General features: G+C 68.2%; 14 protein-coding genes. 7 read left to right on the top strand and 7 right to left on the bottom strand.

Annotated features, from left to right (window positions below):
* Positions 1-79 precede the first annotated feature (79 nt).
* From DI276_RS01305 to DI276_RS01295, 3 genes are all read left to right on the top strand, one after another.
* A complete protein-coding gene (locus DI276_RS01305; protein WP_157984447.1) occupies positions 80-655 on the top strand; it encodes a hypothetical protein in 576 nt (191 codons plus the stop codon).
* Positions 656-769: 114 nt separating this feature from the next.
* Positions 770-2,362: a P-loop ATPase, Sll1717 family gene (locus DI276_RS01300; protein WP_157984446.1), complete on the top strand. Its 1,593-nt coding sequence runs from the start codon at positions 770-772 to the stop codon at positions 2,360-2,362.
* 48 nt (positions 2,363-2,410) lie between these two features.
* A complete protein-coding gene (locus DI276_RS01295; RefSeq protein ID WP_157984445.1) occupies positions 2,411-4,519 on the top strand; it encodes a patatin-like phospholipase family protein in 2,109 nt (702 codons plus the stop codon).
* A gap of 80 nt (positions 4,520-4,599) precedes the next feature.
* On the opposite strand, the gene DI276_RS01290 is transcribed toward DI276_RS01295, so the two are convergent.
* The 6 genes from DI276_RS01290 to DI276_RS50695 all read right to left on the bottom strand — a co-directional run bounded on the left by DI276_RS01290 (position 4,600) and on the right by DI276_RS50695 (position 10,242).
* The gene (locus tag DI276_RS01290; RefSeq protein WP_112261382.1) at positions 4,600-5,979 is read right to left on the bottom strand and encodes a glycoside hydrolase family 43 protein; all 1,380 of its coding nucleotides are present in this window, start codon (positions 5,977-5,979) and stop codon (positions 4,600-4,602) included.
* Between the two features lie 38 nt (positions 5,980-6,017).
* Positions 6,018-7,499, bottom strand: a complete 1,482-nt coding sequence (locus DI276_RS01285; RefSeq protein ID WP_157984444.1) for a family 43 glycosylhydrolase — start codon at positions 7,497-7,499, stop codon at positions 6,018-6,020.
* Positions 7,500-7,613: 114 nt separating this feature from the next.
* Positions 7,614-9,068 (bottom strand): family 43 glycosylhydrolase, encoded by a 1,455-nt coding sequence (locus tag DI276_RS01280; RefSeq protein ID WP_112261380.1) that lies wholly within the window; start codon positions 9,066-9,068, stop codon positions 7,614-7,616.
* Positions 9,069-9,347: 279 nt separating this feature from the next.
* Positions 9,348-9,746 carry a hypothetical protein gene (locus tag DI276_RS01275; protein WP_112261379.1) on the bottom strand — a complete coding sequence of 133 codons (399 nt, stop codon included), beginning with the start codon at positions 9,744-9,746 and terminating at the stop codon, positions 9,348-9,350.
* Positions 9,743-9,949: a hypothetical protein gene (locus tag DI276_RS01270; RefSeq protein WP_112261378.1), complete on the bottom strand. Its 207-nt coding sequence runs from the start codon at positions 9,947-9,949 to the stop codon at positions 9,743-9,745. The genes DI276_RS01275 and DI276_RS01270 overlap by 4 nt, the downstream gene beginning before the upstream one ends.
* Before the next feature lie 95 nt (positions 9,950-10,044).
* A complete protein-coding gene (locus DI276_RS50695; RefSeq protein ID WP_198680393.1) occupies positions 10,045-10,242 on the bottom strand; it encodes a hypothetical protein in 198 nt (65 codons plus the stop codon).
* A gap of 19 nt (positions 10,243-10,261) precedes the next feature.
* On the opposite strand from DI276_RS50695, the gene DI276_RS01260 reads away from it, so the two are divergent.
* The 4 genes from DI276_RS01260 to DI276_RS01250 all read left to right on the top strand — a co-directional run bounded on the left by DI276_RS01260 (position 10,262) and on the right by DI276_RS01250 (position 15,049).
* On the top strand, positions 10,262-10,597 hold the full coding sequence (locus tag DI276_RS01260) for an SDR family oxidoreductase (RefSeq protein ID WP_157984443.1): 336 nt from the start codon (positions 10,262-10,264) through the stop codon (positions 10,595-10,597).
* Positions 10,598-10,741: 144 nt separating this feature from the next.
* On the top strand, positions 10,742-14,329 hold the full coding sequence (locus DI276_RS01255; RefSeq protein ID WP_157984442.1) for a S8 family peptidase: 3,588 nt from the start codon (positions 10,742-10,744) through the stop codon (positions 14,327-14,329).
* A gap of 319 nt (positions 14,330-14,648) precedes the next feature.
* The gene (locus DI276_RS52905; RefSeq protein ID WP_269814215.1) at positions 14,649-14,771 is read left to right on the top strand and encodes a hypothetical protein; all 123 of its coding nucleotides are present in this window, start codon (positions 14,649-14,651) and stop codon (positions 14,769-14,771) included.
* A complete protein-coding gene (locus DI276_RS01250) occupies positions 14,771-15,049 on the top strand; it encodes a hypothetical protein (RefSeq protein WP_112261375.1) in 279 nt (92 codons plus the stop codon). The genes DI276_RS52905 and DI276_RS01250 overlap by 1 nt, the downstream gene beginning before the upstream one ends.
* 19 nt (positions 15,050-15,068) lie before the next feature.
* Here the strand turns inward: DI276_RS01250 and DI276_RS01245 are convergent, their stop codons facing one another.
* On the bottom strand, positions 15,069-15,296 hold the full coding sequence (locus DI276_RS01245) for a macro domain-containing protein (protein WP_112261374.1): 228 nt from the start codon (positions 15,294-15,296) through the stop codon (positions 15,069-15,071).
* Positions 15,297-15,334 lie beyond the last annotated feature (38 nt).

The following is a 15,334-nucleotide window of genomic DNA, read 5'->3' as shown; positions in this document are numbered from 1 at the left end:
CGTGATCAGTTCTGTGGAGTAGTAATTCGGTTGAACGCGGTGGTGTGCCGAGGTGCTGCCGGAAACGCGGGGAGGCGCTTTGTCCGACGACCTGAGTGTGCTGACCGCGATCTACCAGTCCGATCGCGCCGACCGTTCGACGACGCTGACCGTCAGCCTCGCCACGATGGGCGCGGCCGTCACGTATCTCGTCGGCACGATCGCCTTTTACGACAAGCTGGACCTTCTCCGCTGGGCGATCTGCCTGCTCCCGTTTCCGCTCGTCTGCATCGCCGCGTTCCACGCTTTGCTCCTGAACCTCGCCGCCGTCCGCGCCCGGTCGATCCTCACGCTCGAACGGGCACTCCTCGGCCACGTGTCCGAGCCTGACGGTTCGTCGGTGGAGCGCGGTGCGATCGGCGTGGGCGCTAGTGAGAGGGCGGGCAACCTGCACACCGCCCACCCGAGCCAGCGCGCGGCGATACTCATCGCCTATGGCGGAGTCGGGATCATCTACCTCGGGTACATCGGCCTGATGCTCGTCAAGGCGGCCGCGCACATGTCCGGGTGGGTCGCGGTTCCGGTTGCCGGCTACGCGGCACTGCTGGTGCCGGTCGCACTCGCCTGGCGGCACAGCATGGCGAATTTCGACTTCGGGCAAACCGACCGTCGTTAGGACCTCGTCGAAGGTAATCCTCACCTGGAATCGTTCACGCATTCGGGTGGCGCGATAGCCATTCCGCATCCGCGCTTCGGGTGCATGCACTTGTGTTATGACCGGGGAGGTGCCGTGAACGCACTGAATCGAATCCTCACGACACGGGAGCCATTCGGGCCCGCAGACAGCGAGAGCGTGTTCGAGGCCGGTCTCGCTGGAGTGGACAAGTTGTTCGATCGTTCCAACCTGATCTACGCGCAGACCACCTGCGCGAGCCGCCCGACCTACATCATCGGCCGCAAAGGCGCAGGAAAAACCGCGTTCCTCTTCGGCTCGACGATGAACTACAGCGTGCGGGCGCTGCGCACCGCGACCGTCTACCAGTGGATGGCGAGCGTGATCCGCCGCTGGACCGAGGTGCGCGGGCCGCTCTTCGTCGACCAGGCAGCCGACATCTGGGAGGCGGTGTTCGAGCAGGTCGCCCTGTTCCACGTGCGCGACACCGCGCAGGAGAACGACCCGGTGAACGAGCTGCAGGACGTCTGGGACCACCTGGACGGTCCGGAGCACACCGACCCGACCAAGATCACCGAGCGCTTCCTCGCCGAGTTGCAGCGCCGGATCGCCAACCGCGACCTCATCGGCCTCAACGAGATCATCGGCGACGTCTCGCACGGAGGCGTCACGTTCGACCAGGCGCGCCGGGCGATGCGCGTCATCCTGCAGAAGCGGCAGCAGCCGTTGGTGATCGTGATGGACAACCTCGAGGACCTGCACGCGAGGCTGCCCGAGCTGCGGGACGTGTTGTCCGGCATGTTCCGCTGCGTCGGCAGGGTGATCCTCGGCAACGACGCGTTCGGCGTGCAGATCTGCCTACCGAGCGAGCTCTTCGACCAGATCCACGAGATCTCCACCGCGCCGGAGAAGGACTTCCGGGGCAGCTATCTCACGATCTACTGGACCGCCAAGGAACTCCTCCGGCTCGCGGACAACCGGTTGGGCCTCTACCTGCGCACGCACCATCCGGAGCACTACGAGGCGTTGCTCAAGAAGGCGTCGGCCAGAGAAGAGCCGCAACTCCTGCGGGCCGCGCTGCCGCCGCGCATGACCAGCGGACTCGGAGCCGAGGAGGACCCGCTCGCCTACCTGCTCCGGCACACCCAGCTGCTGCCGAGGCACCTGATCGAGATCCTCAACAGCGTGTTCACCGCACCGGTGAACGGTTCCGTGCCGTGGGCGGTGACCGAGGAGGCGATCCGCGGCGGCACCCGGCGCGCGGAACGCATGGTGGTCAACGGGATCTTCGCCGCGCACCAGGCGTCGTTCCCGCTGGCGCGCGAGGCGCTGGTCCGGCTGTCGGACCGGTTGGAGATCTGCTTCGCCGCCAAGGACCTGCACCGGGTGTTCAACCGCGAGGGCATCCGCAAGGCCACCGGAATGGAGTTCGGCGAGTTCCTGCCGATGCTGTTCACGCTGGGAGCGCTGGGAGTGCGGTTCGACGAGACAGCGCGTTACAACAAAGCGCACTTCCAATACACCTTCGACGCCGGCCTCACCGCGGCAGAGGACACCGACTTCCTGTGCTTCCACCCGCTGTTCACCCGGTACCTGCACGAGCGGTCGTTGCCGAGGCTGCGCAAGAAGAACGCGAAGGCCACCTACCCGCACGGCTGCGACCCCGCCGACGAGGACTACCGGGTGTCGCTCGGGTACACGGCCACCTGATGCGAGGCTGACATGGCGTTGGGGCACGGCGGTCGCAAACTGCCGAACGTGGGGGCCGAGTACGTCGAGGACCCGCCGGAAGGGATGCGGATCGGGATCGCGCTGTCCGGTGGGGGAATCCGCTCCGCGGCGTTCAACCTCGGTGCGATGCAGGCGTTGCAGCGCCAGCACGTCCTGGAGCGCGCCGACTACCTGACCGGGGTGTCGGGCGGCAACTACGTCGCGAGCGCGCTGGCGATCACCGGCGCCTACAGCGACCCGGACACGGACAACGGGAAACCGCACTGGAGCAACGGTTCCGTCGAGGAGCGGTACCTGCGCCAGCACACGAACTACCTGGCGCCCGGCCGGGTCGGCAGGCTGTGGCTCGCGCTGAGCATGGTCTACGGCTTCGTCCTCAACTACCTGCCGTTCGTGCTCTGCGCGTTCATCGGCGGGCGGCTCACGGGATGGGCGCTGCACCTGCTCGACCTGCCACTGGACCGGTTGCGGCTCAACGGCCTCGACCTGCCCGCGTCCCCGACCCTGACGGTGCTGCTGATCGCCGCCGCCGCGCTCTTGGTCATCGCCGTGCTGTTCGTGGCCTACCGCAGGTTCAACGACATCCGCCGATCTCCCCGCAACTACGGGGAAACGCGTTCCGAGGGCATGGCCGCGAACCTCGTGACGCTGGTCGGTGTGATCCTGGTGCTGCTGGTGCTGCCGCCACTCGCTTCGCTGTACCGCACCGTCTCCACCACGATGATCTCCTGGCTCTTCCGCGAGCAGCCGGAGGCCTTCGACACCACGCAGGGCCGGATCGCGATCGGCGCGGTGTGGCTGGTGCTGTCGCTGGTCCTGGCCGTCGCTGCGCTCGCGCTGAGCCGCCGCTTCCGCGCCCTGCGGCTCATGCTGGTGCTCTCCGGGCTCGGCAGCGCCGGACTGCTGCTCGTGCCCCTGTTGTCGTCGCTGGAGTTCGCCGCGCGAGTCGGCATCCGCGGCGCCGGCGACCTGCTCGGTGTGCTCACGGCGGTCGCCGTGGTCGGCGTGATGTCGATCAAGGTGCACAACCGCCGCTACTCGATGCACCTGTTCTACCGCGAGCGGCTCAACAGCGTGTTCGCGTTGCGGCGCAAGGTGGACGAGGACGGCGACGTCGTGTGCGAACCGATCGGCTACGACGAGCGGCTCTACTTCTCCAAGATCGGGTGCAAGCTCGGTGCGAGCGGGCGCAAGATGCCCAAGCTGATCGTCTGCTGCGCGGTCAACCTCACCAGCGACGAGGTGCCGGTAGGCCGGTTCGCGGAGTCGTTCACCTTCGAGCACGACCAGAGCGGCGGTGGCCTGTTCGGCCGCCGCGGCACCGACTGGTACGAGGAGCAGACCGGCCTGCCGGGCACCCAGCTCACCCTGCCGTCGATCATGGCCGTGTCCGGCGCCGCCCTGTCGCCGCTGATGGGCAGGTTCACCTACCCACCGCTGCGCTTCCTGATGGCCCTGACGAACGTCCGCCTCGGCGTCTGGATCAAGAACCCGCTGCACCCGCGCTGGCAGCACAAGCCAGAACCGCCCCGAACCTGGGCCGCCCGGCTGCGAGCGTCCGTCCGAGACGGCTGGCACGAGCCAGGAGCCCTGTACGTGCTGCGCGAGGCGCTGGGCGCCACCAGGTCCACCCACCGCTTCATCTACCTGACCGACGGCGGCCACTGGGAGAACATGGGCCTGGTGGAACTGTTGCGCAGGCGGTGCACGCACGTCCTGTGCTTCGACGCGAGCAGCGACCCCACCGGCGCCGGCCTGGACATCGGCCGCGCCATCGCCTTGGCGCGCAGCGAACTGGGCGCGGACGTCGAACTGGACCCGCGCTCGACGATGCCGGGAGACGACGGCATGAGCGAGGCCATGGCCGTGCGGGGCCAGGTGCGGTACCCGGACCAGGACGGCGAGGCCAAGCTGATCTACGCCAAGGCGGTGCTCACCCGGTCGGCTAGCTGGGACCTGCACGCGTTCAAGGCGCGCGAGGGCCGGTTTCCCAACCACTCGACGAGCCAGCAGATGTTCACCGACGAACAGTTCGAGGCCTACCGGCGCCTCGGCTACGAGGCGGGAACAGAAGCACTGGGGCTGCTGAACATCCCGGAAGCGCTGCTGCGCCCGGTGCGCATCGTGCGCGGTTGAGACACGTTGCGGAAGGTGCTGGGAGCGGCCCGTTCCTGGCCGGCGCCGCCGCCGGACGGCGGCGGCGCTGTCTCCAGGTGTCAGTGAACGAGGCGGAAGGTCGCATCGGCACGGCCGGTCGCGGTCGAGATCTCGTCGATGCGCAGCACGAAGCCGAAATGCCGGAGGTACCGGGTCGGGTGGTTGACCGAGCGGAACGACGACCAGGAGGCGTCCGCGAGGCCCGTGACCCTGGTGAACGTGGCGTCCGCGGCGAAGCCGGACGTCCCGTCGTTCTGCATGAGCTTGACCTCGAAACCCTGGTGCCGCAGGAAGTAGCCGGGCCTGTTGACCGACTCGAACGACACCGCGTTCGGGTCGGACAGGCCGGCCCGCAGCCGCCACTGCGAGTCCTGGTACGGCTCGAACGGCTGCTCGTCGATGCGGCCGACTGAGTTCGCGTGCCGGACGTAGTGGCCCGGGAAGTTGAGCGACTTGACCCGGTTCCAGCTCGTGCCGCCGTAGCGGGCGAGCAGGCGGTCGCGGTCGGCCGCGGTGATCGGGTGGACGGTGTTGTGCTTGCCGTTCAACGGCGCGGTGTAGGACTGGCGGCCGACCTTGGTCCAGGTCGCGGCGGCGAGGTCGCCCTCCCACAGGTCGAACTTGGCGTTGGGGCAGTAGGTGTCGGCCCACAGCCACCACTTGTTCGCGGTCAGCGACTTGACCAGTGTCGGCGCCTCGGTGCACCGGTTGTCGCCGATCGCGCCGCTGTAGCGGGTGAAGCTGCCCGGCTGGAGCGACGTCGAGCGGGCGCCGATGATCCCGGTTGTCGCGTCGTTGCGGTAGTACAGGTAGTTCATTCCGTTGATGTTGGTGATCACGTGGGAGTCGATGACGGCCGTGCCGGGGTCGAAGAACACGACCGGCGTGGTCGCGGTGACGAAATCGGTGGTGTAGGCGACGGAGATCACCGCGTGCGAGCCGCCTGGGGGGATGGTCGAGAACGTGATGCCGTAGGCGTTGCGCGAGGGGTCCCAGTGGAGCGTGGGCGCCCAGCTGAACGAGGTGGTGTTGGTCGAGTTGACGTTGAGCAGCCGGTCGGCCGACCAGTTCACCAGGTCCGGCGAGGTCCAGACGTGGATGTTCTGGTTGGGCTTGGTGAACGAGCCGCCCACCGGGATGTCGGTCGCCAGCACGACCCACGTGCCGTTGTTGAGCCGGGTGATGAACGGGTCGCGGATGCCCTTGGTGCCCGCGGTCGGTGTGAGGATGGCGTTGTTGTCGTTGAGCGGAGTCCACTCCAGACCGTCGTTGCTGACGGCGAGGTGGACGGCGTTGACGTTGCCCGAGCCGTTCAGCGACTCCTTGAAGTACCCCATCACGTAGGCGGCATCGGCTGCCTGTGCGGGAGCGGCGCCGACGCTCACCGCGAGTCCTGTTGCGACGAGCCAGCAGACGGCCAGCCGGAGAAGTCGTACCATGATCTTTTCCTCTCGCGATCCGTGCTGCCGTGTCCGCATCAGACGAGGTCCCACTGCTGGACGGCCAGGCCGTTGCAGGTCCACTGCCGGACCTCGGCGCCGGGCTGGATGCCCCAGTTGTAGTTGTCCAGGCACAGCCCGCTGTGCTTGTTGACCAGCGTGGTGCGGCCGTTGGTGGTGGTCAGCCGCCACTGCTGGACGGCAAGGCCGTTGCACGTGAACTGCTGCACCGGCGAACCCGGCGCGGTGGCGAAGTCCTTGTTGTCCAGGCACAGGCCGCTGTAGCCGTTGAAGATCTCGTAGTAGCCGTCGCCCTTCGGCGTGAGGTACCAGTCCTGCACGGCCGCGGTGTTGCAGGTCCACTGCCGGACCTCGGCGCCGGGCTTGAGACCGAAGTTGTAGTTGTCCAGGCACAGCGCGCTGTGCCGGTTCTTGATGTCTACGCGCGCCACCGGGCCACCGGTCTCACCCGAGGGGCCTTGGAGCACGGTGGAGGTGGAGACCGGGGTGCCCAGGTTCGGCGTGCCGTCGGCGTTCCACGAGATCTTCTGGACGCGGGTGGTGCGGGTCGTGCCGCAGCCCTGCGACGCCGAGTCGTTGGCGTGGTAGGCGATCCACGTCTCGGTGCCGTCCGGCGAGGTGAAGAACGAGTGGTGGCCGGGGCCGAACACGCCGTTCGCGTCGTTGCGCTCGAAGATCGGGTTCTGGAACTTCGTCCACGAGCTCGCCGCCAGCGGGTCGCCGCCCGAGTACTCCAGCATGCCCAGCTTGTAGTTGGGGCCCCAGCACGCGCTGGCCGAGTAGGTCAGGAAGGTGCGGCCGTTGCGCTGCAACGCGAACGAGCCTTCGTTGACGTTGCCGTCCTGGCGCTCCCAGGCCAGCGTGGGCGCGGAGATGCGGGTGCCGAACGCGGAGACCGACCACGGCGTGTCCATCGGTGCGATGAACAGCGACTGCAGGCCGTCCGAGCCGAACGCGGAGAAGTGGAAGTAGTTGGCGCCGTTGAGCTTGAGCACCGCGCCGTCGATCGCCCAACCGCCGTTGGGCATCAGGTTGAGGATGCCGCGGTAGGTGTACGGCCCCAACGGGTCACTGCCCGCGCTCTCCAGGACGTGCGTGCGACGCTCGCCGAACCCCGCCTTCGGCTGCACCGAGTAGTAGATGTACCAACGGTTGTTGATCTGCTCCAGGTGCGGCGCCCACATCGTGCAGCAACCGTCGTTCTGGGTTGCCGTGAAGACCCGTTGCTCCGGGGCGCTGCGCAGGGCGGCGATCGTGGTCGACTTGCGCATCACGATGTCGGAGGTCCACGTCGTCGCCACGTAGTAGTAGGCGCCGTTGTAGGTGACCAGCGTGGGGTCCGCGCTGTTCGGCAGGGGCACGACTGGGTTGACGAACGACGGGCCGGGCGCCGCGACCGCGACGCCCTGGCCGATCAGCACTGACGACAGCGCCATCAGGAAGGCCGCGACGAGCGACAGCAGACGCCGCGAGGCTGGATGGGGCAGGGAAGACAGCATGACCACTCCGGGGTGCCACAGGGTTTCGGACTCGTGCGGGTGCGCACGGCCGCGTTGCACGACACAGGGAAAGGCGTGACCGGCTCCACGGTCAGGTGGAGCGGGCTGGGAGCGTCACTCCAGGACGAACGTGGAGTCGGCGCGGGCGACGGTGTCGGTCGCGGTGGTCAGGTTGACGGTGGTGCCGTTGTGGCGCAGGTAGCGGCCGGGGAAGTTCTGCGACTCGAACGACACCGCAGAGCTGTCGGCCAGGCCCGCGCGCTGGAAGAAGCTGGCGTCGTTCTTGAACAGGGCCGTGCCGTCGTCGCGCTGCACCCAGAACTCGTAGTTGCGGTGCCGCAGGTAGTAGCCGGGGAAGTTGGCCGACTCCAGCGACACCGTGCCGGCGCCGTTGAGGCCGGTCACGATCCGGAACTGCGAGTCCGCCAACGGGTTGACGCCTGCCTCGACCCTGGCCCGGTACTCCCAGTGCCGCACGAACCGGTCCGGGAAGTTGTACGACTTGAGCCGCACCGGCGTGACGCCGTCGGCGACCGGGATGCCGAAGTTCGGTGTGCCGTCGGCGTTCCAGTAGACCTTCTGCACGCGGGTGCGGCGGTCGGGGTTGGCGAGCGGGTCACCGACGATGTCGCGGTAGCTGCGGTCGTGGTAGACGAGGATGTCGCTCTGCCCGTCCTCGGACACCGTGAACGAGTTGTGGCCGGGGCCGTACTGGCTCGTCGCGGAGCTGCTGGCGAACACCGGGGTCTGACTCTTGGTCCACGACGAGGGGTTGAGCAGGTCGGCCGCCGATGACGCGGACAGCATGCCGAGGCAGTAGTTCGCGTCGGTGGCGCTGGCGGAGTAGGTCAGGAAGATCCGGCCGTCGCGCTGGATCACCGCCGGTCCCTCGTTGACCCTGTTCCTGCGGGTCTCCCAGGCCAACGTCGGCGAGGTCAGCTTCGTCACCGTCCCGGTGATCGTCCACGGGTCGGCGCCCATCCGCGCGAGGTAGATGCTGGAGTCGCCGCCGGGTTCGGCCTGCGCCCAGCTCAGGTACCGCACGCCGTTCGCCACGAACGTGGTCTCGTCGAGCGAGAACGTGTCCCACGGCGTGACGATCCGCCCGCGCTCCACCCAGGTGCCGGTGAGCGGGTTGGGGTCGGCGGTCTCCAGCACGTACATCCGGATGCGCCACTTGTCGTCGGACCGCCCGGCGGTGAAGTAGACGTACCACTTGCCGTTGATGAAGTGGATCTCCGGCGCCCAGATGTGCGCGCCCATCTCGCCGGTGGCGTGCTTGCGCCAGATCACCGTCTCCGGCGCGCTCGCCAGTCCCTGGATCGTGGTCGCACGGCGCAGCACGATCCGGTCGTACTCCGGCACCGTCGCGGTGAAGTAGTAGAAGCCGTCGGTGTGCTTGAAGATGTGCGGGTCCGCCCGCCGCTCCGCCAACGAGTTCGTGAACCGCACGGCCGGCGACGCGTGCGCCGCGGGCATCACCACCACCAGGTCTGCGAATGCGGTCGCAACGGCCAACGCGACCACAGCCAGCCTGCGGACGAACCGCCTGGGAACAGCAGCGTTCATCGGTCCACTCCATCGTGGGGATCGAGGTAGCACGCGGGGTGTGAACGCTAACAGCGGCCTCCGTGCAGCTCAAGACCTACTTTCCAGAAAGTTGCACCTTCCGGCGGTCAGGCATCCGCTCACCCGGGGTCCTGCTCGAACAACAACCCTGTTAGCGCTAACAGAACCGCAGTCCTCAGCACGGACGAGATCGTGGACGTCGTCGACAACGACGCGTTCATCGAGCTGGACTGATCATTCGCGTGGCATCACCTCGTGCCGCTGGCCGGACCGGGTCAATCACCGCCAGCCAGGCGACTCGTTGACCGCGCGCTGCACCTCGTGGGCGCGCGGATCGCCGCGGTAGAACGCCTCCCACCACCGCTTCCCGGCGGCGGTGAACTCGCCGACCGGCACAGGAGTCCCGTCGAAGCGTTCCACCGTCAGCTCGTCGTACTCGACGACACCTTCGACGCAGTAGGGCCGATACCCGTCCTCGACGGCCACGCCGACCTCGTTGAACCAGTACGAGGTGTGCTCGGCGGGCGTGTCTCGGTGTGTCACGTCGAGGCTGACCTCGGCAGGCCAGTCCTGGACCAGGTTGGGGTTGTCCAGGAACTCCCACCCGTACATCGAGTTGTGCAGGGCGACGGAGGCGAAGAACTCCTCCAGCGCGTCGAAGTCGGCCAGCGGGATCACCGGACCGAAGTCGGAGTCCTGACGCCGCAGCAGAATCCGTGACCGTGACGCGCCGGACAGGACGATCGCGCGCCGGGCATCGGGTCGATCGGGCCGTCCGCGGACAGCGCGAGCACCTGGAGCAGCAACACGATGCTGCCATCCGAGCGTTGCCGCACCCCGACGACTGTCGACTCGTTCAGCGCGACATTCAGCTCGTGCACGTCCCCACTCCCCGTAGGTTGTCAGGTCCTCGCAGCGCACCGTCCTTCGTGGACTTCCTGGGGTGTTCTGGGGACGTCTGACGTCGAGACAGACTCTACGGGTTCTGGCCGGCCTCGCCGAGCGTGGAGATCGGGTCGTAGTGCGCCTGCCCGTGCTCAGTGGGCGGAGAGAGGCTGAAGCCGCACAAGGGGTCGGCGAGGGCGAGGGCGTCGATGAGGTGGGCGTGGTTCAGGACGTACTGCTGTGCGGCGAACGAGCCGCGGCTGTGCCCGAGCAGCACCGGAGGTGCCACCGACCAGGACGGCCTCGTGTTGCTGGTGCAGATCGCGGCCAACGGCGTCGATCACAGCCTGTTCACGTTGAACCTGGCAGTGGGAACCCGTGCGGACATCACCGCCGGGCGCCGAGGCACCGGAGTCCGGGTGGTGGCAGTCAGCCCAGGTCCCACGAAGACGCCGATGAACACTCGCGGCACACGGAGCGCCGAGGTCGTCGCCAGTACTGTGTTCCGCGCCCTGTCAGGCAAACGGCCATCCGTCATCGACGGCTACGCCAACAAGCTGACCACCTTCTTGTTCGGCAAGCTGATGCCGAGGCGCTCTGCCCTCGCCATCGCGCGGCGAGTGATGACCAGAAGCGGTGCCTGACAGATCAAGCTCCGCACCGACGCGACTCGTTTTCGTTGTGAGCGGCGAGAATCCCGGTTGTGAAGAGGTCATGAAGATCGCAGACACGGCGCGGCGCGCACCCCTACGTTCGGGGATCCAGCTATTCCCGCTCGAAGGATGCGCATGTACAGAAAACGAAGCGCGGCGTTGGTGGCCGCGCTCCTGCTCTCCGTCGTGGTGGCGACATCCGCGACGGCGAACGCAGGTGCGCCGCAAGCCGCGGCCACGCCTGGAGTCGTCACGCTGATCACGGGCGACCAGGTGGTCGTCGAGGGCGACCGGGTCTCGTCCGTGCGGATGGCGAAAGGCCGGGAGCGACTGCGCGCCTGGCGTTACCGGCTCGACGGCCACGACCACGTGGTGCCCGAGGACGCCGTCGCGGACCTCGAGGCCGGCAAGCTGGACCAGCGGCTGTTCGACGTGACCGGGCTCGTCCAGCAGGACTACGACGACCGGCACGAGTCCACCGTGCCGACGATCGTGACCGACTCCGCCTCGCGAGCCCTGACCGCGGGCGTCTCGGCGGTCTACATCCCGAAGACCGAGGCGGCGCAACGCTGGCGTGAGCGCGGCTCGGCCGGTGTCGCGGCTGCTCAGGAGAAGATCTGGCTCAACGGCCGCGTCCGGCCCGCGCTCGACGAGAGCCTGAAGCAGATCGGCGCTCCCAAGGCGTGGCAGGCGGGGTTCCGCGGCGACGGTGTGAAGGTCGCGGTGCTGGACAGCGGGTACGACCGGGAACACCCGGACCTGAAGTCCGTTGTGGACTCGTCCGCGGACTTCACCGGCGAGGGCGTGCAGGACACGGACGGGCACGGCACCCACGTGGCCGGCACGATCGCGGGCAGCGGCGTGGCGTCGCAGGGGCGCTACCACGGCGTCGCACCAGGCGCCCGGCTGCTGGTCGGCAAGGTGCTCGGCCAGTACGGCGGCAGGGAGGACTGGATCCTCAACGGCATGCGGTGGGCCGTCGAACAGGGCGCCGACGTGGTGAACATGAGCATCGGCGGCAGCGTCACCGACGGCACGGATCTGATGTCCCAGGCGGTGAACCAGCTCTCCGAGTCCAGTGGCGCGCTGTTCGTCGTCGCGGCGGGCAACAACGGGGCGCGCGAGTCCGTGAGCTCGCCCGGTACCGCGGACCGGGCGCTCACCGTGGCCAACGTGACCAAGCGGGACGAGTTGAGCGCCACCTCCAGCCAGGGACCGAGGCGGGGTGACTTCGGGCTGAAGCCGGAGATCGCCGGGCCGGGCACGGACATCGTCGCCGCGCGGGCGGCCGGGACGTTGCCCGAGTACGCGGTGGGCGACAGGTACGCGCAGATCTCCGGCACCTCGATGGCGTCCCCGCACGTCGCCGGCGCCGCCGCGATCCTCGCGCAGCAACACCCCGACTGGACCGGCGAGCAGATCAAGAGCGCCCTGATCGGGTCGTCCAGGCGACTGCCGGGCATCTCCACGCTGGCCCAGGGCGCGGGCAGGCTCGACATCGCTCGCGGTGTCGCGCAACAGGTGCGGGCAGAGGGCGCGGCCGGGTTCGGCACGGTGTGGGGCACGGCCGAGGCGACGCGCAAGATCACCTACGTCAACTCCGGGAGCACTCCGGTCACCCTGGCGCTGGACCTGGACGTCGACCGCGAGGGCGTCCTTTCGGTGGCGAAGTCGGTGACCGTGCCGGCGGGCGGCTCGGCGGCGGTCACCGTGACCGCGCGCCCGGCCGCGCAACCGGCGGGCGATGTCACCGGAGTGCTGCGGGCGCGTGGCGGCGACGTGGTGCTGAACACTCCGGTGACCGGCCAGTTCAACGGCGAGCGGCGGACGTTGACCGTGAAGGTCCCCCCGAGGGCCGGCGAGACGTTCCAGTCGCTGGTCATCGCGCAGAACGAACGCACCGGCCAGGCGTACGCGGACTTCACCTCCACTTCCACCGACTCGGTGACCCTCACCGTGGCGAACGGCCCGTACCGGGTGTTCGGGCTCATCGTGGACACGGCCGGCAACGACACGATGTTCGCCCAGCGCGTGGAGATCTCCAAGGACACCAACGTCGACGCGAACACCGCAGCGGGAAAGCCGGTCACGGTCGGCGTGGACGACCCGGACGCGCGGCCGCAGCCCGGTGGCGGGATCGGGCTCATGTCCGACCCCGACGAGTCCGGGCCGATGGAGTTCGCGGGCATTCTGCGCGGTGGTGTGCCCAGGGAAGGCTCCCAGCTGTACAGCGTCGCCGGCTCTCAAATGCGCGGCCTGACGTTGACGAGCCTCAGCTACTGGAACCACCCGTGGGCGCTGACGACGGTGAACGAGGCCGGAGGCTTCGAGCTCGGGGACACGTACTTCCCGTGGACCAACGACTTCACGGGCACGCACACCGGCCGGCTGGTCGGCGTCGGTGAGGCGGACCGGGCGTCGATCGAGGCCGCCGGTGACGTTTCCGGCGCGATCGCGGTGATCACACCGAAGAGCTGGGACGACCCGGTGTACACGCCGGGTGACCAGCTGATGGACGGGGTGAAGCTGCTGAAGCAGAAGGGCGCGCGTGCGGTGCTCTCCTTCTTCATGCCCACCAGTGACTCGGACCCGGACGCCGAACCCGAGTTGCCGACCGGCCTCATCTACAACGCGGCGGATCTGCGCCGCGTGCAGGATCTGATGACGCAACGGACTGTGCAGGCCACGCTGTCCGTGCGAGCGAACAGCCCGGTGTCCTACTTCCTCGGGCAGGAGGTCAAGGGTCTGCCCGACGGGTACGACTTCAAGTTCGCCAGGGCGGGCCTCGGCCGGATCGAACGCAGGCTGATCGACACCATGCCGCCGGGGACGTACCGATTCGGTGTCGCGTCATGGGGTCTCGGGCTGATGCGTGCGGGGGCGGAGGTGGAGTCGAAGTGGCCGCAGCGCCGCACGGACTACGTCACACCCGGTGTCGGGGTGCAGTTGGCCGACACCGGCGGATACCTGGACAACGGCGACCAGTCGCACGCGGAGATCACGTTGCCGGTGCAGCTCGAAGCGGGGGAGAAGCGGACCTCACGCGTCTTCGCCGCGCCGTTCGGGCCGGAGCTGACCACGCCGCCGATCTCGCGGCAGGACGGCAAACCGCTGCCGTGGGCGTACCGCACGCGCGACCGGATCAGTCTGACGATCCCGATGTTCTCCGACAGCGATCCCACCACGGCAAGCTTCTTCACCCCGCTGCACACCGGGACGACCGTGTTGTCCCGGGGCGGCAAGGAGATCGCCCGCGGTGACCGGCCCGCGCTCGGAACGTTCGAGGTGCCGTCCGGGCAGGGGTGGCTCACCTTCACCGCCAAGGCCGTGCGACCGTCCGGAAACCTCAACCCGGCACTGTCTCCCGAGGTGCGCTCGGAGTGGAGGTTCCACTCGCGGTCCGGCACCGATGAGCGGACAGCGTTGCCGTTGCTCGACATCAGGTACGCGCTGAACCTCGACGATCGCAACACCGCGCACGGTGCGGTGAGCGGCACGGTGTCCGCAGCGCATCAACCTGGCGCACGGGCCGCGGGCGTGCGGTCGCTCGGCGTGGAGGTTTCCTTCGACGACGGCGTCACGTGGCGCCGCGTCAAGGTCGCCGGCGGGAAGCTGGAGATTCCCGCGGGACCGGCGGGCTTCGCGTCGTTGCGCGCGACGGCCACCGACGTCCTGGGCAACTCGGTGACGGAGACGATCACCAGGGCCTACGCGGTGAAGTAGGGCCGGAGGGGTGCCCTGCTCGAGCTTGGCGGTGCCGAACTCGAACCGGTCGTCGAACGAATCCTCTTCGAGGAAGCAATGCCAGCCTACTGTGTCCAAAGTGGACACAGTAGGCTGTTCATCTGGATCTCCCGGCGGGATTTGACGTCGGCGCACGTTGCGACTTCATGGGGCTCTGAGCAGCCAAACACGCGGATGGGGCCGCCTTCGGAAGTCTGTCCGAAAACGGCCCCATCGCGACCTGTCAGGTCTGGTCCGACCACCACTTCTGGTCGGCCTCGCCCAGGGTGGAGATCGGGTCGTAGTAGGGGGTAGCGACGTGGAGATCGATGTGTCAGGACTCAACCTGATCAAGGGGCGTGAGCACGTGTTCGCGCATCTGTCCGACGATGCGCTCGACATCGCGAGCCGGATCGTGAGAAGTGGGAAGACACCGTTCTGATGAGCACTGTGTATGTCCGATTCGAGATCGAGTCGTTCTCGGCCGACGACGGTTTCGCCGTGTGCGAGTTCGTCGACGGTGAGCCGGTCCGTCAGGTGACCGTGGTAGGCGACCGGATGGTGACCTCTCTCGAGGAAGAGGACCCGGACTTCGGTATGACCTTGACAGACCAGCCGCTTGAGCCCGACTGGCGCGACGACGATCAAGGGTACGAGGAAGTCGATCGCGACTACTTCGAGCGGATGTGGGCGGAGGCCGTCGCCCGACAGGCGGGATGAGCGCGCCGGCCGCACCCAGTCACGGCAGCACGTACACCGTCGTCGGCACACCGGCCAGGGCACGGCGAACGATCGACTCGATCCGATCCCAGTCGCCACCGGCGAGACCGGCGCCGATCTTCGGCATGTGCACCGCGGCGTTTCGCTGCCGTGCGTGCCCGGCGAGCTTCTCCAGGCACGACTCCAGCGCGTCGTACCGGATCGGCGGCCCTTCCTCCGTCCGGCGCAGCCCGTGCTGGCCGATCATGGCCCCGAGGTCGCCAGGGGCCGCCTTCGGGAGTAGCT

This window comes from Lentzea terrae (assembly GCF_003265345.1).
In the GTDB taxonomy this organism is placed as follows: Bacteria; Actinomycetota; Actinomycetes; order Mycobacteriales; family Pseudonocardiaceae; genus Lentzea; species Lentzea terrae.
Note: the sequence above shows the minus strand (reverse complement) of the source record. Positions and strands in the feature narration are given on the sequence as shown.

Bases quoted from the DNA above. Each gene is read 5' to 3' on its own strand.
- DI276_RS01290 (WP_112261382.1), bottom strand. From the start codon at position 5,979: ATGGTACGACTTCTCCGGCTGGCCGTCTGCTGGCTCGTCGCAACAGGA.
- DI276_RS01285 (WP_157984444.1), bottom strand. From the start codon at position 7,499: ATGCTGTCTTCCCTGCCCCATCCAGCCTCGCGGCGTCTGCTGTCGCTC.
- DI276_RS01280 (WP_112261380.1), bottom strand. From the start codon at position 9,068: ATGAACGCTGCTGTTCCCAGGCGGTTCGTCCGCAGGCTGGCTGTGGTC.
- DI276_RS01255 (WP_157984442.1), top strand. From the start codon at position 10,742: ATGTACAGAAAACGAAGCGCGGCGTTGGTGGCCGCGCTCCTGCTCTCC.
- DI276_RS01250 (WP_112261375.1), top strand. From the start codon at position 14,771: ATGAGCACTGTGTATGTCCGATTCGAGATCGAGTCGTTCTCGGCCGAC.
- DI276_RS01245 (WP_112261374.1), bottom strand. From the start codon at position 15,296: ATGATCGGCCAGCACGGGCTGCGCCGGACGGAGGAAGGGCCGCCGATC.